The 23,892-nt window shown below is 51.5% G+C and carries 27 protein-coding genes and 1 pseudogene; 25 read left to right on the forward strand and 3 right to left on the reverse strand.

What is annotated here, in order from left to right; all coding sequences use genetic code 11:
• Positions 1–4 precede the first annotated feature (4 nt).
• From sufB to sufD, 6 genes are all read left to right on the forward strand, one after another.
• Positions 5–1,453, forward strand: a complete 1,449-nt coding sequence (gene sufB / locus ACP4CD_RS03295; protein ID WP_313730098.1) for a Fe-S cluster assembly protein SufB — start codon at positions 5–7, stop codon at positions 1,451–1,453.
• Entirely contained in the window at positions 1,453–1,872 is a 420-nt protein-coding gene (locus ACP4CD_RS03300; RefSeq protein WP_426993503.1) for a nucleotidyltransferase substrate binding protein, read from the forward strand. The genes sufB and ACP4CD_RS03300 overlap by 1 nt, the downstream gene beginning before the upstream one ends.
• Positions 1,869–2,183, forward strand: coding sequence for a nucleotidyltransferase domain-containing protein (locus tag ACP4CD_RS03305; RefSeq protein ID WP_313730100.1), 315 nt, complete (start codon positions 1,869–1,871; stop codon positions 2,181–2,183). Before ACP4CD_RS03300 ends, ACP4CD_RS03305 begins: the two co-directional genes overlap by 4 nt.
• Before the next feature lie 472 nt (positions 2,184–2,655).
• Positions 2,656–3,603: a hypothetical protein gene (locus ACP4CD_RS03310; RefSeq protein WP_313730101.1), complete on the forward strand. Its 948-nt coding sequence runs from the start codon at positions 2,656–2,658 to the stop codon at positions 3,601–3,603.
• Between the two features lie 559 nt (positions 3,604–4,162).
• Positions 4,163–4,912 (forward strand): Fe-S cluster assembly ATPase SufC, encoded by a 750-nt coding sequence (gene sufC / locus ACP4CD_RS03315; protein ID WP_426993505.1) that lies wholly within the window; start codon positions 4,163–4,165, stop codon positions 4,910–4,912.
• Positions 4,912–6,210 (forward strand): Fe-S cluster assembly protein SufD, encoded by a 1,299-nt coding sequence (gene sufD / locus ACP4CD_RS03320; protein ID WP_426994653.1) that lies wholly within the window; start codon positions 4,912–4,914, stop codon positions 6,208–6,210. The genes sufC and sufD overlap by 1 nt, the downstream gene beginning before the upstream one ends.
• Here the strand turns inward: sufD and ACP4CD_RS03325 are convergent.
• Positions 6,181–6,765, reverse strand: a complete 585-nt coding sequence (locus ACP4CD_RS03325; RefSeq protein WP_064030158.1) for a Uma2 family endonuclease — start codon at positions 6,763–6,765, stop codon at positions 6,181–6,183. The genes sufD and ACP4CD_RS03325 overlap by 30 nt on opposite strands.
• Before the next feature lie 81 nt (positions 6,766–6,846).
• Between ACP4CD_RS03325 and ACP4CD_RS03330 the strand changes: the two genes are divergently transcribed.
• From ACP4CD_RS03330 to ACP4CD_RS03345, 4 genes are read left to right on the forward strand one after another with little or no spacing between them, the layout of a single operon-like run.
• Positions 6,847–8,070 (forward strand): SufS family cysteine desulfurase, encoded by a 1,224-nt coding sequence (locus ACP4CD_RS03330; RefSeq protein WP_426993508.1) that lies wholly within the window; start codon positions 6,847–6,849, stop codon positions 8,068–8,070.
• Positions 8,070–8,525, forward strand: a complete 456-nt coding sequence (gene sufU, locus ACP4CD_RS03335; RefSeq protein ID WP_064030162.1) for a Fe-S cluster assembly sulfur transfer protein SufU — start codon at positions 8,070–8,072, stop codon at positions 8,523–8,525. The genes ACP4CD_RS03330 and sufU overlap by 1 nt, the downstream gene beginning before the upstream one ends.
• A gap of 56 nt (positions 8,526–8,581) precedes the next feature.
• Complete coding sequence (locus tag ACP4CD_RS03340) at positions 8,582–9,325, forward strand: class I SAM-dependent methyltransferase (RefSeq protein WP_426993510.1); 744 nt, start codon at positions 8,582–8,584, stop codon at positions 9,323–9,325.
• Between the two features lie 43 nt (positions 9,326–9,368).
• Positions 9,369–9,683, forward strand: a complete 315-nt coding sequence (locus ACP4CD_RS03345; protein ID WP_426993512.1) for a non-heme iron oxygenase ferredoxin subunit — start codon at positions 9,369–9,371, stop codon at positions 9,681–9,683.
• Here ACP4CD_RS03345 and ACP4CD_RS03350 read toward each other — a convergent pair.
• Positions 9,667–10,302 (reverse strand): hypothetical protein, encoded by a 636-nt coding sequence (locus ACP4CD_RS03350; protein WP_064030168.1) that lies wholly within the window; start codon positions 10,300–10,302, stop codon positions 9,667–9,669. The two genes, ACP4CD_RS03345 and ACP4CD_RS03350, sit on opposite strands and share 17 nt — an antisense overlap.
• Before the next feature lie 158 nt (positions 10,303–10,460).
• Here ACP4CD_RS03350 and lgt point away from each other — a divergent pair, with 158 nt between their 5' ends.
• The 14 genes from lgt (at position 10,461) to ACP4CD_RS03420 (ending at position 22,419) form a co-directional block, all read left to right on the forward strand.
• A complete protein-coding gene (gene lgt / locus ACP4CD_RS03355) occupies positions 10,461–11,249 on the forward strand; it encodes a prolipoprotein diacylglyceryl transferase (protein WP_064030170.1) in 789 nt (262 codons plus the stop codon).
• A 64-nt stretch (positions 11,250–11,313) separates the two neighbouring features.
• Positions 11,314–12,411, forward strand: coding sequence for a peptide chain release factor 2 (gene prfB / locus ACP4CD_RS03360; RefSeq protein WP_168029292.1), 1,098 nt, complete (start codon positions 11,314–11,316; stop codon positions 12,409–12,411).
• 26 nt (positions 12,412–12,437) lie between these two features.
• Positions 12,438–12,668, forward strand: a complete 231-nt coding sequence (locus ACP4CD_RS03365; RefSeq protein ID WP_064030174.1) for a DUF433 domain-containing protein — start codon at positions 12,438–12,440, stop codon at positions 12,666–12,668.
• Positions 12,665–13,033 (forward strand): DUF5615 family PIN-like protein, encoded by a 369-nt coding sequence (locus ACP4CD_RS03370; protein WP_426993515.1) that lies wholly within the window; start codon positions 12,665–12,667, stop codon positions 13,031–13,033. The genes ACP4CD_RS03365 and ACP4CD_RS03370 overlap by 4 nt, the downstream gene beginning before the upstream one ends.
• A 37-nt stretch (positions 13,034–13,070) precedes the next feature.
• Positions 13,071–14,567 (forward strand): lysine--tRNA ligase, encoded by a 1,497-nt coding sequence (lysS, locus tag ACP4CD_RS03375; protein WP_426993517.1) that lies wholly within the window; start codon positions 13,071–13,073, stop codon positions 14,565–14,567.
• A gap of 39 nt (positions 14,568–14,606) precedes the next feature.
• Positions 14,607–15,089: a flavin reductase family protein gene (locus ACP4CD_RS03380; RefSeq protein WP_426993519.1), complete on the forward strand. Its 483-nt coding sequence runs from the start codon at positions 14,607–14,609 to the stop codon at positions 15,087–15,089.
• Between the two features lie 183 nt (positions 15,090–15,272).
• Positions 15,273–15,494, forward strand: coding sequence for a Nif11-like leader peptide family natural product precursor (locus ACP4CD_RS03385; RefSeq protein ID WP_064030184.1), 222 nt, complete (start codon positions 15,273–15,275; stop codon positions 15,492–15,494).
• A gap of 152 nt (positions 15,495–15,646) precedes the next feature.
• Positions 15,647–16,465 (forward strand): dihydropteroate synthase, encoded by an 819-nt coding sequence (gene folP / locus ACP4CD_RS03390; RefSeq protein WP_426993521.1) that lies wholly within the window; start codon positions 15,647–15,649, stop codon positions 16,463–16,465.
• Positions 16,462–17,385 carry a 1-aminocyclopropane-1-carboxylate deaminase/D-cysteine desulfhydrase gene (locus ACP4CD_RS03395; protein WP_426993523.1) on the forward strand — a complete coding sequence of 308 codons (924 nt, stop codon included), beginning with the start codon at positions 16,462–16,464 and terminating at the stop codon, positions 17,383–17,385. The genes folP and ACP4CD_RS03395 overlap by 4 nt, the downstream gene beginning before the upstream one ends.
• Before the next feature lie 70 nt (positions 17,386–17,455).
• Positions 17,456–18,502, forward strand: coding sequence for a hypothetical protein (locus ACP4CD_RS03400; protein WP_426993524.1), 1,047 nt, complete (start codon positions 17,456–17,458; stop codon positions 18,500–18,502).
• 397 nt (positions 18,503–18,899) lie between these two features.
• Entirely contained in the window at positions 18,900–19,127 is a 228-nt protein-coding gene (locus tag ACP4CD_RS03405) for a DUF6290 family protein (RefSeq protein WP_426993525.1), read from the forward strand.
• 321 nt (positions 19,128–19,448) lie between these two features.
• Positions 19,449–19,877 (forward strand): toll/interleukin-1 receptor domain-containing protein, encoded by a 429-nt coding sequence (locus ACP4CD_RS03410; protein WP_426993527.1) that lies wholly within the window; start codon positions 19,449–19,451, stop codon positions 19,875–19,877.
• 29 nt (positions 19,878–19,906) lie between these two features.
• Entirely contained in the window at positions 19,907–20,872 is a 966-nt protein-coding gene (locus ACP4CD_RS03415) for a TIR domain-containing protein (RefSeq protein ID WP_426993529.1), read from the forward strand.
• A 14-nt stretch (positions 20,873–20,886) separates the two neighbouring features.
• Complete coding sequence (locus tag ACP4CD_RS03420; RefSeq protein ID WP_426993531.1) at positions 20,887–22,419, forward strand: hypothetical protein; 1,533 nt, start codon at positions 20,887–20,889, stop codon at positions 22,417–22,419.
• Positions 22,420–22,486: 67 nt separating this feature from the next.
• Here ACP4CD_RS03420 and ACP4CD_RS03425 read toward each other — a convergent pair.
• Positions 22,487–23,035 (reverse strand): annotated as a pseudogene (locus tag ACP4CD_RS03425) (REP-associated tyrosine transposase).
• Between the two features lie 221 nt (positions 23,036–23,256).
• On the opposite strand from ACP4CD_RS03425, the gene ACP4CD_RS03430 reads away from it, so the two are divergent.
• A complete protein-coding gene (locus ACP4CD_RS03430; RefSeq protein ID WP_426993533.1) occupies positions 23,257–23,877 on the forward strand; it encodes a hypothetical protein in 621 nt (206 codons plus the stop codon).
• The last annotated feature ends 15 nt before the right edge of the window (positions 23,878–23,892 follow it).

Below are 23,892 nucleotides of genomic sequence, written 5' to 3' on the forward strand. Positions count from 1 at the left end.
GCCCATGTCCGCAACCGCCCAAGAAATCGAACAACTGATCAGTCAGGAATACAAGCAAGGCTTCGTCACTGAATTGGAGGTCGACACCTTTCCGCCCGGTCTCGACGAAGACGTGATCCGCAGGCTGTCCAAGGTGAAGAACGAACCGGAATTCATGCTGGAATACCGTTTGAAAGCCTTTCGCCACTGGCAAACCATGCCGGCGCCGGATTGGGCTCAGCTCAAGATCGATCCTATCGATTATCAAGCCATCAGCTATTACTCGGCGCCAAAATCCAAAAAGGCCGGACCGAAGTCTCTGGACGAAGTTGACCCGGAATTGTTGGATACCTATAAAAAGCTCGGCATACCGCTCGACGAACAAGAACGTCTGGCCGGCATCGCAGTCGATGCCGTGTTTGACAGCGTATCGGTTGCAACCACGTTTAAAGGCAAGTTGAAAGACGCCGGCGTGATTTTCTGCCCGATTTCCGAAGCGTTGCAAGAACATCCGGACTTGGTTAAGCAATACCTCGGTACCGTGGTGCCGGTTGGCGACAACTTTTTCGCCGCGTTGAATTCAGCGGTATTCACCGACGGGTCTTTCGTTTACATTCCCAAAGGCGTGCGTTGTCCGATGGAGTTATCGACCTATTTCCGGATCAATGCCGCCAACACCGGCCAATTCGAAAGAACCTTGATCATCGCCGACGAAGGCTCGCATGTGTCGTATTTGGAAGGCTGCACCGCACCGATGCGCGACGAAAATCAGCTGCACGCGGCGGTCGTCGAATTGGTCGCGCTGGACAATGCACAAATCAAATATTCCACCGTGCAAAACTGGTATCCGGGCGACAAGGACGGCAAGGGCGGCATCTATAACTTCGTGACTAAGCGCGCCGAGTGTCGCGGTCACAATTCCAAAGTGTCCTGGACCCAAGTCGAAACCGGCTCGGCGATTACTTGGAAATATCCAAGCTGCGTGTTGCTGGGCGACGATTCGGTCGGCGAATTTTATTCGGTGGCTTTGACCAATAATCTGCAGCAAGCCGACACCGGCACCAAGATGATCCATATCGGTAAAAACACCCGCAGCACCATTGTGTCCAAGGGTATTTCCGCCGGTCGGGCACAAAACACCTATCGCGGTTTGGTCAAGGTTGCCAAGTCCGCCGAAAATGCCCGCAATCACACCCAGTGCGACTCGTTGCTGGTCGGCGACCGCTGCGGCGCCCATACCTTTCCTTACGTGGAGGTAAAGCAGCCGACCGCGCAGGTCGAGCATGAAGCTACGACATCCAAAATCAGCGAAGATCAATTGTTCTTCTGTCAGCAGCGCGGTTTGTCCGCCGAAGATGCGGTATCGATGATTGTGAATGGGTTTTGTAAGGAAGTGTTCAAGGAATTGCCGATGGAGTTTGCGGTTGAGGCACAGGCTTTGTTAGGGATTAGTTTGGAAGGGGCGGTTGGTTGATGGCGGAATTGAATACCGACTACTTCGCTCGTTGCATTGCCACTTTGGAACGTGCGCAAGGGTATCTGAGCGAGCGCACCGACGACGAAGCGATGTACGACATTTATCGCGCCGCGTGCGTCAAGGAATTCGAGATTATTCTGGAGCAGTCGGGTAAGTTGCTGAAAAAATGTTTGAAACCCTATTTCGCATCGCCCAAGCAAGTTGACGCGTTAACGTTCAAGGATGTATTTCGCCATGCGGCCAAGCATGGCTTGATTTCGGTGGAGGCTGTCGAACGTTGGTTGCAATATCGGGATAACCGTAACGATACCGCCCACGATTACGGCGAAGGTTTTGCGGAGGAAACCTTGAATCTTTTGCCGCAATTTATTTTCGATGCCAAACAGCTTAACGACGTTATCGCTAAACGGGCATGAATTCGAGCGGATTATTGTTGCGGGAGCAGGATAAGCGCTGCTTATTGCAGTTATTGACCGAGTATCTCCCTGGCGTCAGCGCCTGGGCCTATGGTTCGCGGGTTAATGGCGATGCGCACGACGCCAGCGATTTGGATATTGTTTTGCGTGCGCCTGATTTGAGCAAAATTCCGCTGGAGAAGTTGGAAAGTTTTTTGGAAGCGGTTAGGGAATCGAATATTCCAATTTTGATTGAGGCGCGCGATTGGGCGAGATTGCCGGAGTCGTTTCATCGGGAGATTTTGCGGAATTATGTGGTGTTGGGGGAGTGAGTTTCGGTTTTCGTAGGTTGGGTTTACCCTTAGGGCATAAAAGGCGACAGCCGTAACCCAACACGTCGGCTTTTGTTTTTTAAGGTGTCGCTGTCGCGACGGGTTTTGTTTTAAGTCGGGTTTCGGCCCGACAGCCGAGGTACTTTCGCTACGAAAACCATCCCTGGTTTTCGCCCTGCGGGCCAGCCTATCGGCTGTTCAAATTCGTTCCAGACGAATTTGTGTTTGTCCAAAGAAAAGTACCCAAAAGAAAGGACACTCCATGCCGCTTGGCTCACTCGGCACATCCATGTGCCTCGCCCTGCGGGTGCTCGGCGCGGCAACAGGGGGATAAAACCCGTCGCGGGATTGAAAGTGGATGGATATTTTGAGGGTGGCGAGAATTTGTAGGATATGCCGACGATAGGAGCCGCATCGTTTGATCGACGCGTATCATTTTGAATGTACATCACATCAACCAGGTTAGGCAAACGTGAAAGTAATTTGTTTTTTTTCAATGTTTTTGTTGTTTATGCCAGTCGCATATGCAAAACCATGGGACATAACTGAAGAGATGCTTCAGGAGATGGTACAAGTTATGCCGGTGTTCGAAGAGCGGATGGCGGGCCAAATGGGTTGTCCAAGTCAATCTAAGGGTACTAGGATAGAAAATCAAAAAGGGTTTAACTTCGAAGTTACCTTTTTAGACGATACTTGTACCAATGACTTATTTTTTAGTCGTGAGGCAATAATTGATAAATTCAAACTGTTACTTCAGTGGCGAGAGATGGCATCGTGGTTTCAGCGAGGATTCTTTTTTAACTATATATATAAAGATAAGAATAATAAAATACTCGCTGAAATGAAAGTGGATAGGGAGGCTCTTTTCGGAAAGCCAATTTCTATTTTTCATGAAGAAGAAAGTGGGCCACAATTTATTATTGATGTAGGTGATCAAAGAATTAGCCTAAATTCATTCGGATTGCCAATTACTGATTTGATTGTTCCTGGAAAGCCTGTAAGCGAGAAATATTGCGATATTGAGTTCAAGCAGGAGCGAAGTTTTTTTGTGAGTGATAACGTGTCATTGGTTTTTTCTGTAATTCAACTTTCAGAGAATTGGCCGGTTGAAGATCAGTTGCGTTGCATGAATGTTGGTGACTTTGATTTGATATTTTCAGGTAAAAATTTTAAAGACTTTAGGGTTCTAAAGGCGCCGGCAGATAAATTTGTCTCGGATGACATGAATTTAGTTTTTAAGGTTGTTGACAAGACAAAAGCAAATAATGAGGTAATTTGGGTTGCTTTTTCAAGGCTTTTAGGGAATCGAAAGGCTGTGTATTTTGGATTTGGTGGTCCAGCAAACGAAAGTACGGAACAATTGATAAAAAGCATTATGGACTCCGTACGCATTAATAATATTGACGATAAAGCTAATTAGATATGTAAGGTGGGTGCGATTTATCCAGAAAAGAATGTACTGAGTGAATACGAAGCGCATCGCTCCGAACGATGCACCTCATGTTGTTCGGCACATCCTATGAAGGGTTGTCTGATTTGCAGCCATTAAGGAATGGTAAATCGGTCAATTCTGGAGATGGTTTTCGTCCCTTATGCCGCGCCGAGCACCCGAGGGTTTGAGCGGATTTGCCAGTAGGGGCGATGCAGGGATGCATCGCGTTTTACGTAAGGGCTGGGAAGTCCCTTCGGAAAACCCCGCTCAAACCTGAGGAGCGCAGGGAACAAGCGGCATCCGGGTGTCGTTTCTTTTGGACACTTTTCTTTGGATAAGCAAAGAAAAGTATCTCGGTTGTCGGTCCGACAAATCGGCAGGATAGCCGATTTGCATGCGGAGCACCCGCAGGGCGAAACACATGGATGTGTTTCGTGAAACCGACTTTAAAACACCGTCGCGATAGCGACACAAAAACAAAGATTTAATGCTGGGTTTCACTTCGTTTTACCCAGTCTACATTTTAAAAACTTAGGTGACTAAACGTATGCTCAGCATCAAAAATCTCCATGTCAGCATCAACGACAAACCTATCTTAAAAGGCCTGACCTTGGACATAAACCCAGGCGAAGTCCATGCCGTCATGGGCCCCAACGGCGCCGGCAAGAGTACCTTGTCGCACGTGCTGTCCGGCAAGCCGGGTTATGAAGTGACCGCCGGCAGCGTGACCTATAACGGCAAGGATTTACTGGACATGGCGCCGGAAGTCCGTGCTCGCGAAGGGGTGTTTCTGGCCTTCCAATATCCGGTCGAGATTCCCGGCGTCAGCAATATTTATCTGCTCAAAGCGGCGCTGAACGCGATGCGCAGGCATCGCGGCTTGCCGGAGGTCGATGCGATGGACTTTCTGACTTTGGTGAAAGGTAAGGTCAAATTGCTGCAGATGGACGAGAAGTTCTTGTATCGTGCGGTCAACGAAGGCTTTTCAGGCGGCGAGAAGAAACGTAACGAAATTCTGCAGGCGGCGATCCTGGAGCCGAATTTGTGCATCCTCGATGAAACCGATTCCGGTTTGGACATCGACGCATTGCGCATCGTCTCCGAAGGCGTCAATTCCTTGCGTAACGCCGAACGCTCCTTCCTGATGATTACGCACTACCAACGCTTGCTCGATTACGTTAAACCTGACGTGGTGCATGTATTGGCAGACGGCAAGATCGTTAAATCCGGAGGACCGGAGCTGGCGCTGGAATTGGAAGAAAAAGGCTATAGCTGGCTGGAAGGGCAGGCGGCATGATGAGCAAAACAACCCACGATCCGTATTTGACGGCCTATCCGGCCTTGGCCGATAGTTTGCCCGGTCGGGAGCTACCGTGGTTGCAAACGCTTCGCGGCGAAGCTTTGCAAGCGTTCGGCGAACGCGGTTTTCCCGGTCACCGCGAGGAAGAATGGCGCTATACCGACCTGTCGGCGTTGAGCAAAACCGTGTTCGCGCCGACAACCGGCCAAGTGATCGACGTCGCATGGTTGAATCAATATCGGCTGGATGACGCTATCAGCGTGGTCTTGGTTAACGGCCGCTTCGCGGCGGACCTGTCGCGCATCGACGCCGATGCCGGCGCGGTGACCGTGTCCAGTCTCAAGGATTTGTTGACCGAAACCCCAGCGGTGTTGGAAGGGAGATTGGGTCAGGCGGTGACGACGGCCGAGCACAGCTTGGTGGCGTTCAATAACGCCTGGTTCGGCGATGGCGTCGTGATTGAAGTCGCGGCGAAGCAGACGCTCGACAAACCGGTGCAGATTCTGCACGTCGTGACCGAAACCAATGCGCTGGCGGCGACGCGCAACCTGTTCATCGTTAACGACCAAGCGGACGCCGTTTTTATCGAAACCTATGTCGGCAGCGTAGACAGTTATTTCAGTGCCTCGGTCAACGAGTGTCTGCTGGGGCGCAACGCCGGCTTGACGCTGTACAAGGTGCAACTGGAAGCCGAAAAAGCCCGGCATTTTGGCGGTACTTACGTCAAACAAGCGCCGGACAGCCGCTTTGTTCACCACAACTTTGCGCTCGGTAGCCTGTTGGCGCGGAGCGACATTCACAGCGATTTGGACAAAGCCTCGGAATGCACTTTAAATGGCTTGTTCGTCGCCAGCGGCCGCCAGCATCTGGACAACCATACCCGCATCAACCATTTGCAGCCGCACGGCATCAGCCGCGAATATTACAAAGGCGTGCTGGATAACCGGGCGCGCGGCGTGTTTCAGGGCCGGGTGATTGTCGCCGAAGGCGCGCAACACACCGATTCGGAGATGAATAATCGCAATCTGCTGTTATCCGCGGATGCAGAGGTGGATACCAAACCGCAATTGGAGATTTACAACGACGACGTCAAGTGTTCGCACGGCGTGACGGTCGGCCAGTTGGAAGAAAAGTCGGTGTTCTATTTGCAATCGCGCGGTGTCGATGAAGCGACCGCGCGGAATATTTTGACCTTTGCGTTTGCCAACGAGATGGTCGATAAGGTCGAAAATGCCGAGTTGAAAGGTTTGTTGCTGAAAGAATTGTTACAGCGGTTTCCGGCGATCAGTTTGTAAAATAGCCGCGACCGATACCCGAAGCGCCGGTAACGCCACCAAGTCGATGCTATCGGCGGTTGTCAGCACGGATTGATTCAGATAGTCGCCGTCTTGCGGTTGCCGATACACTTCCAGGCACTGGTCGATCAGATTGACGATCCAGTATTCGCTAATACCGTGGGTGGCATACAGGCGCAGTTTTTGGGTGCGGTCGAAGCGCAAAGTGCTGTCGGAGACTTCGATCAGCAAGAGCACGTCGGCGGCGTTGGGATGGCGGGTGGTGTAGTCGTCGGTATCGGGTTTAACCAGAACCAGATCGGGTTCCGGTTCGGACAAGTCTCCGAGTTGGACTGGGCCTTGTACGCGAACTGTAACACCCTGGTTCCATAAGTGGGCAAAAATGCGATTTAAACGATCAACATGTCCTGCATGGTTAAATCCTATCGGTGACATGGTGAGAATTTCTCCTTCAATCAGTTCCAGTCGGCTTTCGGGCGGAAAAATGCCGGCTTCGCCCATGCGATGCCATTCGGCGATGTCGGTTAGGTGTTTTTGCGGAAAAACGGCGACCATAGTTTTATCCCATTTAGCGAATCGATCGGCTCGATTCTAGTGTGTAGTAATAACGAAATCAATTAAACCAAACAGTTAGCGATGAGCATATTTCCAGTAGAACAAGTCCGCGCCGATTTTCCTATCCTCGGCGAGAAAATTCGCAACAAGCCCTTGGTTTATCTGGACAACGCCGCCAGTTGCCAAAAACCGCAAGCGGTGATCGATGCCATCGTTCATACCTATAGTCGCGAATACGCCAACATCCATCGCGGCGTGCACACCTTAAGTGTCAAAGCCACGGACAAGTTTGAAGGTGCTCGGGAGAAAGTCAGGGCCTTCATCAACGCCAAAAGCGACAAGGAGATTATCTTCGTGCGCGGCGCGACCGAGGCGATCAATCTGGTGGCGCAAAGTTACGGCAAGTCGCAATTGAAAGCCGGCGACGAGATCGTCATCAGCGCGATGGAGCATCACGCCAATATCGTGCCTTGGCAGATGCTGTGCGAGCAGATCGGCGCGGTGTTGAAAGTCGCGCCGATGGACCAAGCCGGCGAATTGCTGTTCGACGAATTCGAAAAGTTGCTGAACGCCAAGACCAAGCTGGTGGCGATTACTCAAATGTCCAATGCGCTGGGCACGATCAATCCGGTCGAAAACATCATCGCCGCCGCCCACGCCAGAAACATTCCGGTATTGCTCGACGGCGCGCAGGCGATTCCGCACATGGCGGTGGATGTGCAAGCGCTGGACTGCGATTTTTACGTGTTCTCCGGCCATAAGCTTTATGGCCCGTCCGGCGTCGGCGTGCTGTACGGCAAGCAAGCCTTGCTGGAAGCGATGCCGCCGTATCAAGGCGGCGGGGATATGATACGCACCGTCACCTTCGAGAAAACCACCTATGCCGGCCTGCCACACAAGTTCGAAGCCGGCACGCCGGCCATCGCCGAAATCATTGGTTTGGGGGCGGCCATTGATTACGTCGCGGCGGTCGGCGTTGCCAATATCGCGGCTTACGAAGCCGAGCTGCTGGCTTATGCCACCGAACAGGCGCAACAAATCAAGGGTTTAAACATCATCGGTCAGGCGGCCCACAAGGGCGGCATCTTATCGTTCACGCTGGATAGGATTCACCCGCACGACATCGGCACCATGCTGGACAGTTTGGGCATTGCGATACGCGCGGGTCATCATTGCGCGATGCCGGTGATGGACTTTTACGGCGTGCCGGCCACGGCACGCGCCTCGTTCGCCATGTACAATACCCGCCAAGAAATCGACGTATTGATGCAAGGCATCAAATCCTTAATAGAGGTGTTTGGCTAATGTTTGAAGACTTACGCGACCTATACCAAGAGGTCATATTCGACCACAACCGTAATCCGCGCAATTTCCGCATCATGGAAGAGGCCAATCGGCGGGTGGATGGTTTTAACCCTTTGTGCGGCGACAAGTTGACGCTGTTTTTGAAAATCGGTGACGATCGTGTGATTCAGGACGCCAGCTTTCAAGGCTCCGGTTGCGCGATTTCCACCGCGTCGGTGTCTTTGATGACCGAAATCATCAAGGGTTTGACCGAAGACGAGGCCGAAGCCTTGTTCAAGCAATTCCACGAAATGACCACCGGCAAGACCGAAGACATCAATCTGGAAGCGATCGGCAAGCTGGCGGTATTGGCCGGCGTCCGGGAATATCCGGCGCGGGTCAAATGCGCGACGCTGGCCTGGCATACGCTGGATGCGGCGTTGAAGAACGAGCGGGAAGCGGTTTCGACCGAGTAAACCGTGTTGAGGTTCGGTCCGGGTTACGGGAATCGCCTTGGCTTGGCGTTGCTGTCATGACTCAGCTGGCCGTGATAGCCGGCGACCAGCGCTCGGCGGTGTTGGCCGAGTGGTTGAACGCCGATTTGTTGGATTTCGACGCCGCTAACTTGGACGCCGCCGAATTTTTTCTAGCTTACCGCGACGGTTGCCTGAAGCTACTCGACCGGCAAACCCTGAAAAAAGGCGGGCTGACCGTCGAGATCGATCCGCGCCCCGGCGAGCAGCATTCCTATCCGGCGCCGAAAAAAGACCTGCTGGCCCAGGCCATCGGCAAGAAAACCCATACCGTGGTTGATGCCACCTGCGGCTGGGCGCAAGATAGCTTGGCGTTGTTTCGGATGGGTTACCAGGTGACCTGCATCGAGCGTTCGCCGGTGATGGCGGTCTTGATTCAGGACGGCTTCGAACGGCTGGCGCAAAAAGATTGGGTGCGACGGCGCGAACTCTCGCCCCCGACGTTATTGATCGGCAACGCGATCGCATTGCTGGCCGATCTTCCGGAAGCGCCGGACTGTATCTATCTCGATCCGATGTTCCCCGCCAAGAAAAAGCAGAGTGCGGCCACGCGTAAATCGATGGCGATCCTGCGCGATATCTTGGGCGACGACCTGGATAGACAAGCCTTGTTCGATGCGGCTTGGGCGGCAACCGGCAAGCGGGTCGTCGTCAAGAGTCCGGACCATGCCGAGCCGTTGGGCGGCAAACCGAGCCAAAGTTTTCAGGGTAAGTTGCTGCGTTACGATGTCTATTTGAAATGATGAGGTTTTGCGTAACCAATCTTCACCAACAGCGAGATTCGAGATGAAGGAATGGATAGACGTGGTGGCGGAATCGGCGATGGCCGACCGCGAGCATGTGGTGGTCGATATCGACGGCGACGAGGTGGCGGTCTTTAAAATCGACGGTCGGTTTTACGCGATTGCCGATGTGTGTACCCACGACGGCGCCGAAATCGCCAGCGGCGAGCTGGACGGCGATGAGATCGTTTGTCCTCGCCATGGCGCCCGGTTTTGCGTCAAGACCGGCCAAGTCAAATGCGCGCCGGCTTACGAAGATGTCGAGACCTTCCCGGTCAGGATTGTCGGCGGCGTGGTGCAAGTCAGCCGCCGGGACTGACCGGCGGCGGGGCCGGCTCGGTTTTTTCAGCGGTGTTGCTCTTCGAATCCGGATGGTCGAACACGTTGTTAAAGTTAAAGCCTTCATCGATCGAGCTCATGTCGGCGATGATTTTCCGGCTTAACGGTTCCAGGGCCATGCTGGAGTAGGTGGCCGTCCGCATTAGATTCTCGGTCTGGGTTTGCTTGGTTTTATATTGGCTGTAAAACGCAAACATCAGCGCGGCGATACCGGTCACGGTGGTTTGCATGATTGGGGATTGCAGCCAGGGCCAGTGTTGTTCCCGGCTCTTGAAAATCACGCCCAGTGCCGGCCACAGAAAAACCGCGATCGCAGCGGTCACGGATAAGCCGAAAAATAGCGAATTCCAAGCCTTGTAGCTTCTGGCCTTGATATACAAGTCGTAGATCAGGATTAACTTTTTCTCTTCGTCGCTACCGGCTTTCAGTTGAACGGTATCGGCCCGGCAGGCGGAAATTTTGGCGTAGTTCATTAGCAGTCCGGCACTGCTCTGATTCGGCGACAGAATGCCGATCAATTCCCGGTTGTCGCAGTTTTCCGACGCGCAGCCGGCCAGCAGCAACATCAGCAAGAGGCAGGGCAGGATGAACTTAGGCATGGCGCGTTCCTTGAACGAATGATGGCTGATTGTGGCATATTCGAGTGATTTTGCCCTTTTCGTCTTGGCGATGTCGGTCTGAATTTCAAAACCGGTTTGCCCGTCCGCGGTTAACCTTGTAACCTGTTCGCCCGTTTCAAACTCCCTTTAGATTTGCCATGCACCACTTGATTTGGAATATCGACCCGATTCTGTTCGATATCGGCTTTGTGAAAATTCGCTGGTACGGCCTGATGTTTGCGATGGGCTTCGTCGGCAGCTTCTTGACGATGCAGTGGATGTACCAACGCGAGGGTAAGAATGTCGAAGAACTGGACACGCTGCTGTGGTACATGGTGATCGCGACGATACTCGGGGCCAGGTTGGGTCACACGTTGCTGTACGACCCGGCCTACTATTTGTCGCACCCATTGAAAATTCTGGCGATCTGGGAAGGCGGTTTGGCTAGCCACGGCGCGACGCTGGGCATCATATTGGCCTTGTACTTGTACCGGCGCCGTTACGGCGACGGATTCTTTTGGCTGCTGGATCGGGTCAGTATTCCGACCGCATTGGCCGGCGCGCTAATCCGCATCGGCAATTTTTTTAACTCGGAAATTCTCGGCACGCCCAGCGAACAGCCGTGGGCAGTGGTGTTCAGCCGGATCGATCCGCTGCCGAGGCATCCGGTGCAACTCTACGAAGCGGCCTGCTATTTGGCGATTTACGCGATCTGTTTGACGATTTATCGCAAGCATGCCGACAAGCCAGGCTTCTCGTTCGGTTGCTTTTTGACGCTGTTGTTCAGCGTGCGCTTTGGATTGGAATATTTCAAAACCGAGCAGGCGATGTACGAGACTGCGTGGGCTATCACCACCGGTCAACTGTTGAGCATTCCGTTTGTGCTGGCCGGGGTGGCGTGTATCGTCTGGAGTCTGAAAAACCGCAAAGCCATCGCGGCGGCGTAATCGTTTACAATAACCGGTTTTTTAACGCGGAGACCCCAGGCTTCGGTCAGGGTTTTAATAGTTGATGCTAGAAATTAATCCTATCAAATACAAGATTGCCGATTTGCGCGAACGCACCGCCGGGCTGAAAACCTATTTGGATTTCGATACCAAAAGCGAGCGGCTGGTCGAAGTATTGCGGGAACTGGAAGACCCGGCCATTTGGAACAAGCCCGAGCAAGCGCAGGCGATGGGCAAGGAACGGGCGATGCTGGAAGGCATCGTCAATACCATCAAGGACCTGGAGCAAGGGCTGAACGACGCCGAAGAATTACTGGCGATGGCGGTCGAGGAAAACGACGAAGACACCGTCGAAACCGTCGCTACCGATCTGGAAACTTACGAGAAACAAGTCGCCGGTCTGGAATTCCAGCGTATGTTCGCCGGGGAAATGGACCCGAACAACGCGTTTTTGGACATTCAGGCCGGTTCCGGCGGCACCGAGGCGCAGGATTGGGCCTCGATGATAGAACGCATGTATTTGCGCTGGGGCGAGGCCAAGGGCTTCAAGACCGAACTGATCGAAGAATCGCCGGGCGACGTGGCCGGCATCAAGAGCGCGACGATCAAATTCGAAGGTCCTTACGCCTTCGGCTGGTTGCGCACCGAAACCGGTGTGCATCGCTTGGTCCGCAAATCGCCGTTCGACTCCGGCAACCGCCGCCACACCTCGTTTGCGTCGGTGTTCGTATCCCCGGAAATCGACGATGACATCGAAATCGACATCAACCCGGCCGATTTGCGCATCGACGTGTACCGCGCTAGCGGCGCCGGTGGTCAGCACGTCAACAGAACCGAATCGGCGGTTAGGATTACGCATAACCCCAGCGGCATCGTCACCCAGTGCCAAAGCGATCGTTCGCAGCACAAGAACAAAGACACCGCGATGAAGCAGCTGAAAGCCAAGCTGTACGAGATGGAAATGCTGAAACGCAACGAAGGTTTACAGGCGATCGAAGACTCCAAATCCGACATCGGCTGGGGCAGCCAGATTCGTTCCTATGTGCTGGACCAATCGCGGATCAAGGACCTGCGCACCAATGTCGAAACCGGCAATACCCAGGCGGTACTCGACGGGGCGTTGGATCAGTTTATCGAAGCTAGCTTGAAAAGCGGGCTGTAAATTCGATTGTAACGGTTGGAGGTCACATGAAAGGTTTGCAACGGATAACGTTCGATCCTGCGGTGATGGGCGGCAAGCCCTGTTTACGCGGTCTAAGAGTGACAGCCGGAATGCTGGTGGGTTTGGTCGCCTGCGGCTATTCGACCGAACAGATATTGGAGTTGTACCCGTATCTGGAAGCAGAGGATATTACTGAAGCCTTACGTTTTGCTGCCTGGCGAGCGGAGGAACTCGAGTTACCCTTGAACGCCGCGTGAAAATATTATTGGACATGAATTTGTCGCCGGCGTGGACAAGCGTGCTAAACGAGGCTGGATTCGAAGCCTTTCACTGGTCCACGGTTGGTCCCGCGGATGCTCCGGATGCCGAACTATTTAACTGGGCCAGGGAAAACGCAGTCGTGGTATTTACCCACGATTTGGATTTTGGCGCGCTGTTGGCGTTGACCGGTGCGGTCGCGCCAAGCGTATTTCAAATTCGTACCCAAGATATTTCACCCAAAGTACTCGGACCGAGAGCTGTGGAATTGTTGAACCGATTCAACGCCGAGCTTGATAACGGTGCTTTGATCGTTGCGGACGAATTACGCGAAAGAGTCAGATTGTTGCCTTTAAGTCGCTAAATTCGACCGTATTTATTTTTAATTAGTATTTTTGAAAATGTCAGAACTCGAACACGACGAACAGGAACAGATTAGACAACGCCGCGAGAAATTATCGGCGCTACGAGAAGAAGGTATTGCTTTTCCGACCGATTTTCGCCGCAATGTGGTGGCCGGCGAATTGCTCGCCGAATACGGCGATAAAGCCGAGGAAGAGCTGCTGGCCGAGCCGATTCGGGTCAAGATCGCCGGACGGATGATGACCCGCCGGATCATGGGCAAGGCCAGTTTCTGCCATTTGCAGGACATGTCCGGGCAAATCCAGGCCTACGTCGCGCGCGATAATTTGCCGGAAGGCGTTTACAACGATCAGTTCAAGAAGTGGGACATTGGCGACATCCTGGGTGCCGAAGGGGTCTTGTTCAAAACCAAGACCGGCGAACTCAGCGTCAAGGTCGATGACATTCGCCTGCTCACCAAAGCGTTGCGGCCGTTGCCGGAAAAATTTCACGGCATCGCCGATCAGGAGATCAAATACCGCCAGCGATATCTGGATTTGATCATGAGCGACGAGACCCGCAAGACCTTCCTGATGCGTTCGAAGATCGTCAATTACATCCGCGAATTTTTGATCGCCCGCGACTTCCTGGAAGTGGAAACGCCGATGATGCAAGTGATTCCCGGCGGTGCGACGGCGCGGCCGTTCACCACCTTCCACAATGCGCTGGACATGGAGTTGTATTTGCGCATCGCGCCGGAACTATATCTAAAGCGGCTGGTGGTCGGCGGTTTCGAGCGGGTGTTCGAGATCAACCGCAATTTCCGCAACGAAGGCCTTTCGACCCGGCACAATCCCGAGTTCACGATGATGGAGTTCTACCAAGCCTACGCCGAATACGGCGACCTGATGGATTTGACCGAGGCCTTGCTGAAAGGCATCGCCGAAGACGTGGTCGGTAGCAGCATCATCGAATATCAGGGCGATCGATACGATTTCGGCCAGCCGTTCGCGCGGATGACGGTGCTGGAATCCATCCTGCATTTCAACCCCGAATTGACCTTGGCTGACCTGAGCACCCGCGAAGCGGCCGTGAAAGTCGCGGAAAATCTGAAGATTCCGGTCAAGGACAGTTACGGCCTGGGCAAGGTGCAAATCGAGATTTTCGAAAAAACCGTCGAGCATCGTTTGATGAATCCGACCTTCATTACCGCCTATCCGGTCGAAGTATCGCCGCTGGCGCGCCGTAACGACAGCGATCCGCACGTTACCGACCGTTTCGAGTTTTTCGTCGGCGGCCGCGAAATCGCCAACGGCTTCACCGAGTTGAACGACGCCGAAGACCAAGCCGAACGCTTTCAGAAGCAGGTCGAGGAAAAAGAAGCCGGCGACAACGAAGCCATGCATTTCGACGCCGATTACATCACCGCATTGGAACACGGCATGCCGCCGACCGCCGGCGAGGGCATCGGCATCGATCGGCTGGTGATGCTGTTCACCAATTCACCGAGTATCCGCGACGTGCTGTTATTCCCGCACATGCGTCCGAAACACTGATGCGGGACTATCCCCGCGCCAATTGACTTAGAGAGATTTATGACTGTAGATGCCAGCCAGTTTAAAGACGCGCTGAAATTGTGGGCCAGCGGCGTCACGGTGGTGACCACCGCCGACCGCGGCGGCCAACTTAAAGGTATGACCGCGACCGCGTTCAGCAGCGTTTCGATGGAACCGCCGCAAATCCTGGTGTGTTTGAATCAACGCACCGATACCGGCAACGGTTTGCTGGAAAGTCGGTTTTTCGGCGTGAATATCCTGACCCGCGAGCAGGAAGCGGTCTCAAACCAGTTTGCCGGCAATACCACCCAAGTCGAACGCTTCGCGGCGGTGCCCTGGGTCGCCGGACAAACCGGGGTACCGTTGCTCAGCGAGTCTCTGGCGTCGCTGGAATGTCGCGTCGTTCAACAAATACAAGCCGGCAGCCACTGGATCGTGGTCGGCGAGGTCGAGCGCGCGATTTGTCGGCAGGGCGATCCGCTGTTGTATTACAGCGGCGGTTATCGCGGTTTGGACAAATGACGTTGTAATTGTCGTGTTTACGACAAAACCTTTTGTAGATTGTCGTTAAATTTCACTTTGTCGGATAAGCCCCCGAGATGAACGGACAAAAACCTTAAGCAATTCAAGTCTATTAAGTTGGCTTTTTTTTGCTTATAGGTGCTTGGATTAGTATCCAAAGTCAGATTCATTACGGAGTTATTCATGACGACCATTAAAGTGATAAAAGAGTTTTCCGAAAAAGCCCGCGCCGATTCGGAACTGGGCGAGAAATTAAAAGCCGCGTTAAAGATTAAGGAATTGATCGCATTGGGTAAGGAATACGGCTTTGAAATCGACGAAGTCTTGTTGTACCCGCCCAACGAACCGCAATTTACCGAAGATCAGTTGTCCGAGCGTTTGGTAAAAGCCTTGTTGCGGGCTTAATCCGTGCGGCGGACCGCTCCACCGTCGGTGGAGCGGTCCGCCTTCCTAGCTCGACCCCCCGTCGTATTTTCCCAGCTACTTCCCGCCCGTTTTTCGAAAATCCGCTCCCCGGCGCTAAACTATGCGTTTGCCCGACTGGAGTGCCTGCCGCAATGTTTCACGCTAACGCCAAACCCCGCTTGATGGGGATACTCAATGTCACGCCCGATAGTTTTTCCGACGGCGGCCGATTTACCGGCTTGGCGGCGGCGATCCGCCAAGCGGAAACCATGTTGGAAGAGGGCGCCGACATCATCGACATCGGTGGCGAATCCACCCGTCCCGGTTCCGAACCGGTCAGTGCCGACGAACAAATCCGCCGGGTCGTGCCGGCGATTAGCGCGATCGTGAAGCTAGGCCGGCCGGTAACCATCAGCATCGATACGATGCTCGCGCCGGTCGCCGCCGCCGCGCTGGACGCCGGCGCCGAGTGGATCAACGACGTATCCGGCGGACTCGGCGACCCGCGTATGCTCGATCTGGCCGCCGAGCGCGGCGCGTCGATCATCTTGATGCACATGCAAGGCACACCCAAGACGATGCAGGAGGCGCCGCATTATCAGGACGCGGTTGGCGAAGTCGAGACCTTCCTGAAGCAGCGCGTCGACGCGGCGTTGGCGGCCGGCGTTCCGCGCGAAAACATCGCCATCGATCCGGGCATCGGCTTCGGCAAGCGCAAACAGGACAATCTGGAGCTGCTGGCCCACCTCGACCGTTTCGTCGCGCTCGGCTGGCCGGTGCTGCTCGGTACCAGCCGCAAGCGCTTCATGGGCGGCATTTGCAATGTCGAACAGCCCGCCGAACTGGTCACGGCGACCGCAGTGACGACCGCGCTGGGCGTGATGGCCGGCGTGCAACTGTTCAGAGTCCACGACGTCAAGGCCAACCGGCAAGCATTGGACGTGGCTTGGGCGATTAAGCAAGCGCGTTGAACGAACTGCACCCGCGTTTGCGGGCCTTAGCCGACCAATTCGCGCCGACGCCGTTACAGCGGATCGCCGATCCGGCCTGGAGCGCGCGCGGCGTGACGTTGTCGATCAAGCGCGACGATTTGCTGCATCCGGTGATATCCGGGAACAAATGGCGCAAGCTCAAATACCCGCTGAATGATGCCCTGCGGCGCGGCGCCGATACCGTGGTCAGCATGGGCGGCGCCTATTCCAACCACTTGCACGCCTTGGCCTATGCCGGCCGCGAGCTGGGACTGAAGACCGCCGCCTTCGTGCGCGGGGAGTGTCCGGCGCGGCTGAATCCGACCTTGCGTGACTTGCTGGAATGGGGCATGGAACTGCGCTTTGTGTCGCGCGAAGAATACCGGGGCTTGCGCGCGTATCGGGAATGGCACGACCCGCCGGATAGGCAGTCGGGGCAATATTGGTTGCCGGAAGGCGGTGCCGGCGAATTGGCCTGGCGCGGCGTGGCCGAAGCGGTCGCGGAAATCGATACGCCTTACGACATACTGGCGCTGGCTTGCGGCACCGGCACCACGTTGGCCGGCGCGGTCGGCGCGGTGGCGCCCGGCGCGGAAATCGTCGGCGTGGCGGCCTTAAAAGGCGGCGACTTTTTGTACAGCGACATTCGCGAACTGTTGTCCGTTCAAGGCCGGCCCGATAGTGGTGGTTGGCGCTTGTGGCTCGACTACCATTTTGGCGGCTTCGCTCGAACCACGCCGGAACTGCTGGCGTTTATCGCGTCGTTCGAAGCCCGGCATGGCGTCGAGCTGGAGCCGGTATACACCGGAAAATTGCTGTACGCAGTCTACGACAGACTGCAAGCGGGCGATTTTCAGGCCGGCCAACACGTCGTGGTCTGGCATAGCGGCGGCTTGCAGGGCAAGCGCGGGACACGCTAAACCCGGATTGGAGTCTGTCCGCAAAATAGCGATAATACCGCCGCCGATAACAATAACGACAGGTGGCAACATGGTAGCGCAGACTCTTCCGGTTTCCGGGCAAGCCGCCGGCATGGCGGTGTCTTTCCGTTTTTTATTGAGCCTGTACGGCATCGTGCCGATCTGCCTGATCGCGCTCGGCCTGGATAGCTGGCTGTTCGACCACGCCTTGCGCGATGCGCTGCCCAGCAGCCCTAGCCACTTTTTGCTGTTTCAAGTCTTGTTCGGCACCCCGCACATCGTCGCCAGCAATCTGCTGTTAGTCAGCCATGCCGAGTATCTGAAAACTTTCCAACGCAAATTGTTGGGGATGAGCGCCTTCATCGTGCTGTTCTTCGGCGTCGGCAGTTTGTTCATACCCTACCGGGTGCTGTATCTGATCAGCGCCTGCTGGACCGTCTATCACGTGTTGAAACAACAGCACGGCATCGCCAAGGCCGTGTGCCGCCTGCCGACTTGGGCGTTTTATCTGCAATTGTGGCTCAGCGTGACGGCCGGCATCTTCACCTACATCGGTATTTTCATGAAGAACAGCCTGGCGCCGGAGCAGGCCGCGTTGATTCTGCAAATCGCCACGGCGTTGACGGCCGCGTTGCTGGCGACGACTTGGATCTGCCAGCGCTACGTCGCCAGCCGCTTGGGCTGGTATTTTCTGTGGGCCAACACCTTGTTAGTCGTTGCCAGTTGGTTTGTGTACAGCCAGCAATATTACTTTTTGGCGATTCTGATACCGCGCTTGGTGCATGACATCACCGCCTACAGTTTTTACGCGACCCACGACGTCAACCGCCACGCCGGCCACCCGCAGAATGCGCTGTTTCGCCTGACCGAAGCTTGCCGGCTGCCGGCCGTCGCGGTGCTGCCGCTGTTGTCGTTCGCATTGACTTACTGGCTACAGGTCCACGGCGACGCCGCCGTCAACCTGATCTTGCAAACGCTGTTTTCCACTCAGGTCTACAAAGCCGCCACCTTGGGCATCGTCGGCTATTTGGCCTTGATGCACTACTACACCGAAGCCTTCATCTGGTCGGCCGGCTCGCCGCTACGGCGCTATATCCGCTTTGGCCGAGTGTCGTGAATTAGTGCGGCGGTCGATGCTTGGCTATAAGGCATGTCGGCGCTCAAACTCAGTAAAACGGCATGGCCAAAAAATGCACACCAGCAGGGCTTCGCTTAGATCGATTGCTGGACGAAGAAGATACCCGTTTAACCTTGACCACCTTGGTAAGCGCCGCCGCGTTCGGTAAAAACGTAAAAATAGAGTTAGAATCTGCGTGAGCTAGCGTGAGTTGGGCCGTAGCGGTAGGCTCAAAACCGGCCAAAATCCGTCAGACGGAACAACAATGCCTATGCCAAATGTCCTGCCAAAAGCAGGCGTAGGGTGTGGTGAGTTTACGAACCGCACCAATCGCGAACGATGCGCTTCACGCTGTTCAGCACATCCTACGTCCCTAAATCACAATAGAGGCAGCAGCATGATGACACTCAATATCGACGACGACACGGCAAACCTGCTCCGTCAGTTGTCCGAGCAGGAACACATCAGCCCCGCGCAACTGATCAAAAGTCTCCTTAGTGATTACCTCGAAGACTTGGCCGATGTGGCTGCCGCCGATACGGCGTTAGCAGAATTATCTAGCGGCAAGGACGATACCATCAGCTTGGAGGAATGGGAGCAGCAACTCAATGCCATGGAGCATTAGGCTTAAGACGGGCGCCGCCAAAGCCATCAACAAGCTGGACAAACCGGTCCGCGACAGAATCAAAGCCTTTCTCGATCAGTTAGCCGCGTAGGGCGCATTAGCTTTAGCGTAATGCGCCGAAACTTAATGACCAACATGCGGCGCAATACGGCTACGCCTATTGGCGCCCTACGATTGGGCCTTACGGTTTTTTAGTTCGTCATGCCTATTCAATTTTGAGCCGAAATGTAGGGTGTGGTACGTTTACGCCCTCTGTCAATCGCAAACGCTTCACGCCGATCAGCAAATTCCACTACCCTAATTAATACTTTCGGAGGTTATATGGCAATAAACGTTTTTTATAGCTACAGTCATGCAGATGAGTTACACAGAAAAAATATTGAGAAATTTCTATCAATTTTAAAAAGTGAAAACATAATTGACGATTGGTGTGACAGGAAAATTCTTGCCGGAGAAAATTTATTGGATGAAATTGAGAAAGCAATGCAGAAGGCGGATATCGTAATGTTTTTGGTTAGTATAGACTTTTTAAGCTCAAAAGCTTGCAAAGATGAGTGGTTAATGGCAAAAGGGATGAACAAAAAACTTGTTTCTGTGATTGTTAGAGAATGTCCGTGGATTGACTTCGATGATATGTCTAAATATTTGGCTCTTCCAACAGATGGAAAGCCTATTGCGAAATGGCTAGATCAAGATGAAGCTTGGCATAACGTATATTTAAAAGTGAAAGAGTTGGCGTTAAATATATAACGCTAACAATCATAAGGAATGAGGCAGATATGGCAGAGCCAAGGTTAGTTTATTTGTACCACCCTGACAATCAAGGTTTTTGTAGTGACTTGTCGCGTTATTTTGCTATTCTGAAGGAGAGCAATAAGATAAAAGACTGGTCAAGAAAAGAAGTGTTGGCAGGCCAAACAATTGATAAGGAAGTTCAGTACGAAATTGATAAATCAGATATTATTGTTGTTATCTTAAGTGCCGCCTTTATTTCTGATAATGACTGTAAGCGCCAATTTCTGTATGCAAAACAATATCTTGAAAATAATAAAAAACACATAATCCCAATTATATTAGAATCCTGTCCTTGGCAAGATTTCTATGGTATGCACAAGCTCAAAGTTCTGCCAAAAAACAATGAGCCAATTTCTAAACAGCCTTTTAAAGATGATGCCCTCAACGAAATATATGAGGAAATTAAAAAAGTTTCTGAAGAAATTTCTAAATGCTTTGCGCTACGTCCAGATTTCTTAAACGAGATTTCAAAGACAGAATTTTATTCACAAGCAAGTGAAAGAATGGATATTAACGACATATTTGTCTTTCCTAATGTAGTAAAGCAAGTAGATTTGACATCGGAAATATTAATAGAGACCCCACTGCAAATACTTCAAGGCGGAAAGGTAATTATTTATGGAGAGGAACGAAGCGGGAAATCAAAATTATGCACCCACTTGCTGACAAGTCTAATAAAAGAAGGGCGTCCTGTACTTTTAATTGATTTGAATAATATTTCAAGTAAAAAGGCAAGTGGTGATATTTTTCGAAATTGTTATGAAAGTCAATATATTGGCAGTTATGATATTTGGTCTCAAAAAGATGAAAAAATAATTATTTTTGATAATCTTTCTCCACATGGAAAGTGCTTAGAACATTTGGCTGAAGCAAGAAAAGTTTTCGACAAAATTATTATAACTACTTCGTCAGACGATTATGCGAGTTTTTTTCTGATGATAAGCGCCTAATAGATTTTACGTGCTTGTCCATCAAACAGTTTACTCATGCAAAACAAGAAAAACTTATAAAGAAATGGCTTACAGTAACACGCGCACATTTCAATGAAGATACAGGGTATTCAGAAATAGACAAAATTGAAAATAATATAAACTCAATTATTATTGACAATAAAATACTGCCTAGATACCCATTTTTCATTCTCACAATATTGCAGTCTTACGAGGCGTTTATGCCTAAAGATTTAAAAATTACTGCCTATGGACATTGTTATTATGTTTTGATACTTGCTCATATAAGAAAGTCTGGCATAAATAACGATGATGATTCAGTTAATTTCTGTTTTAATTTTGCACAACACCTTGCTTTTGAGATTCATAGATTAAACTCGGCAAGCATAACTATAGCTCATCATCAATATGATGCCTTTGTTGATAAATACAGGGAAAAATACATTGTCAACAAGGCAATTCTTAATAGGCTGGTTGGGCCGAATGGGTTAATTAAGACTTGCAATGGATTTATAAAGTTTAATCTTGCTTATAGTTATTATTATTTTTTAGGTCAGTATCTTGCTACAAATCATAAATTTTGCCATGACTTAATTATCGATCTGGTGTCAAAAAGTCGCTTTAGAAACAATTCTTTAACACTAATATTTACAATTCATCATTCCCAAACGCATGACATTCTTAATGAAGTTTTAACTTACACTATTTGTGCAATTGATGAAGTGATTCCGGCCAAGTTGGATAAAGAAGAAACAGACATGTTTGTCGAACTTCTTAAATCGATACCTGCCCAATTATCAAATAATGAGAACGTAGAGGTTGAAAGGGAGCAACAGAGAAATATAAGGGATATTATTGAATCAAATTCCACTTCAGACTCCACAGAAAGCGAACTTGATGAAGATCATTTCCTTGGCAGCATATATCAATGTCATAAAAATATTGAAATACTAAGTCAGTTATTAAAAAACAAATCAGGGTCATTAGAAATAACTACAATACACGACATTATAGAAATAATTTGCGATGCCGGATTGAGATTGGCTAAGATTTTACTTACAGACAAGCAGAAGCTAGAGGATATAGTTGAGTTTATTCAAAGGCAATACAAAATGTCCGACAGGTTTGATCCAAATAAACAACAATCTATTCAACTTGCGGAAATCAGAAAAAACGTTTTATTCAATATATTTGTTTGGGTGATGGGAAATATTGAAAAGATTGTTAGTTCTATAAGTAAGCCGGAGCTTAAAGAGATTATTGAGGCTCTTGCTAGAGAGAAAAATACTCCGGCCTACGACATAATAAGCTATTTTTATTTTTTAGATACTCTTAGTAAGTTTGATCACTTGGCAAAAGAAAGGCTCTTTGAAATCATCGAAAAATATCCAGTATCGAAATCATTTTTTATCAACAAGATTATATCTATTAGAACCCAGTGGTATTTTAAGACTCACACAGCAAAGGAGCCAATAAAACAGGCAGTTTACTCAAAGCTTGATATTGGTAATTCACGCAACAATTTTCTCCATACTACCCGACCTTGAACAAAAGCCAACGCGATAAGGTGCGCACAAATAGGATGTGCCGACGTTAGGAGGCGCATCGGTCGCGTCACTCAATACCATCAATCTCGTTATTTTCATTATGCCCCAAATTTCTTTCATAAATACCTTGCTTCACATATTGGTGGAAGCTTGAATAAGGCCAATCGATTACATTTTGAACATGCCCATGTTTTACCGGATTCCAATGAATATAATCGATATGACGATTGTAATCGTCTTGGTCTTCGATTAAATGCGCCCATAATCGTCGCTGCCACATGTGCCCTGTGGGTATATTCCACGCTCACGGCGTTTTTGACGACTTTTTGAAATTCTTTCGCCGTGGTCGATTAACCTGGAAAACCACCCCTTCAACATATTCCATCTGACAGAGAAATTACCGTCGTCGGGCGGCAATGTCCAAATGCAATGTAAATGATCCGGCATAATGACGATGGCATCAATATGAAAAAGGTTTGCGTTGTTTTACATACCGAAAGGCATTTCGTAATGCATCAATCTTCTCAATCAGCAGGTCATTGTTTTTCCGTTCGGCAAGATTGACGGTGAAAAACCACATGGCTTTTGTCAGGTAAAAACGTCGGTATTCTGTCATGCTGTGTTTGATACTCGATCGATGCGCCTCCTAACGTCGGCACATCCTATTAAGCCAGCAATTAACGGAATTTTGAACGACAGCTTATTTGCCTTTTACTGTCACCGCAAATTAAATCTTATCTGTCTCGACTCCAACAATTACCCATTTCCAAATCGCCATATACAATTGTCGTAGCCCTATCGGAATCCGTAGCCGACAATCAACCAGAAAAAGAGTGAATGAATATGCAGGTTTTCGAAAAACTCGGCGGCATCGCCATCATTGCCGGTTCATTGTTGCTCAGCGCCTATGCGGGTTTGTTCCCGGTCTTGTTACCGTTAGGGACGGGCACTTTCGACTATGCCGAGGTCGTGCGCAGTCCTGGCTGGGTGCCTTTGGCCGGGGTCGCCTTCGCTGGCGTGTTAGCCTTGTTGGTGGGGTTTTATGCGGTTTATGCCAGGATGCGCGACACGGCCGGCATGCAGGGTGCCGTGGGTTTTCTGTTCGTCGAGGTGGCTTATTTGTTGCAAGCCTGCAAGGTGACTTGGGAGCTGTTTCTTTATCCCGTCATCGCCCGCTATCCGCAAACCGCCTTTCTGTTACGCGACGCCGTCATCAAAAACGATCCGGCGGTGTTGGTGTTTAGAATCTCGGCTTCCGCGACGATATTGATCGGCATCGTGCTGTTTTGCCTGGCTATCTACCGTTCGGCACTCTATCCCAAGCCCGCAGCGGCATTGATCTTCGTCGGCGCCGTGGTGTATGCGCTGGGGCCTATGATTTCCGTGTACGTGTCTATCGCTGGGATTTTCACCTTTGCCGTGGGTTGTATGTTGCTCGGGGTGCGCTTGCTGCGCTGACTGCGAACGGCTACC

The organism is Methylomonas stagni (genome assembly GCF_050154735.1).
GTDB lineage: Bacteria > Pseudomonadota > Gammaproteobacteria > Methylococcales > Methylomonadaceae > Methylomonas > Methylomonas koyamae_A.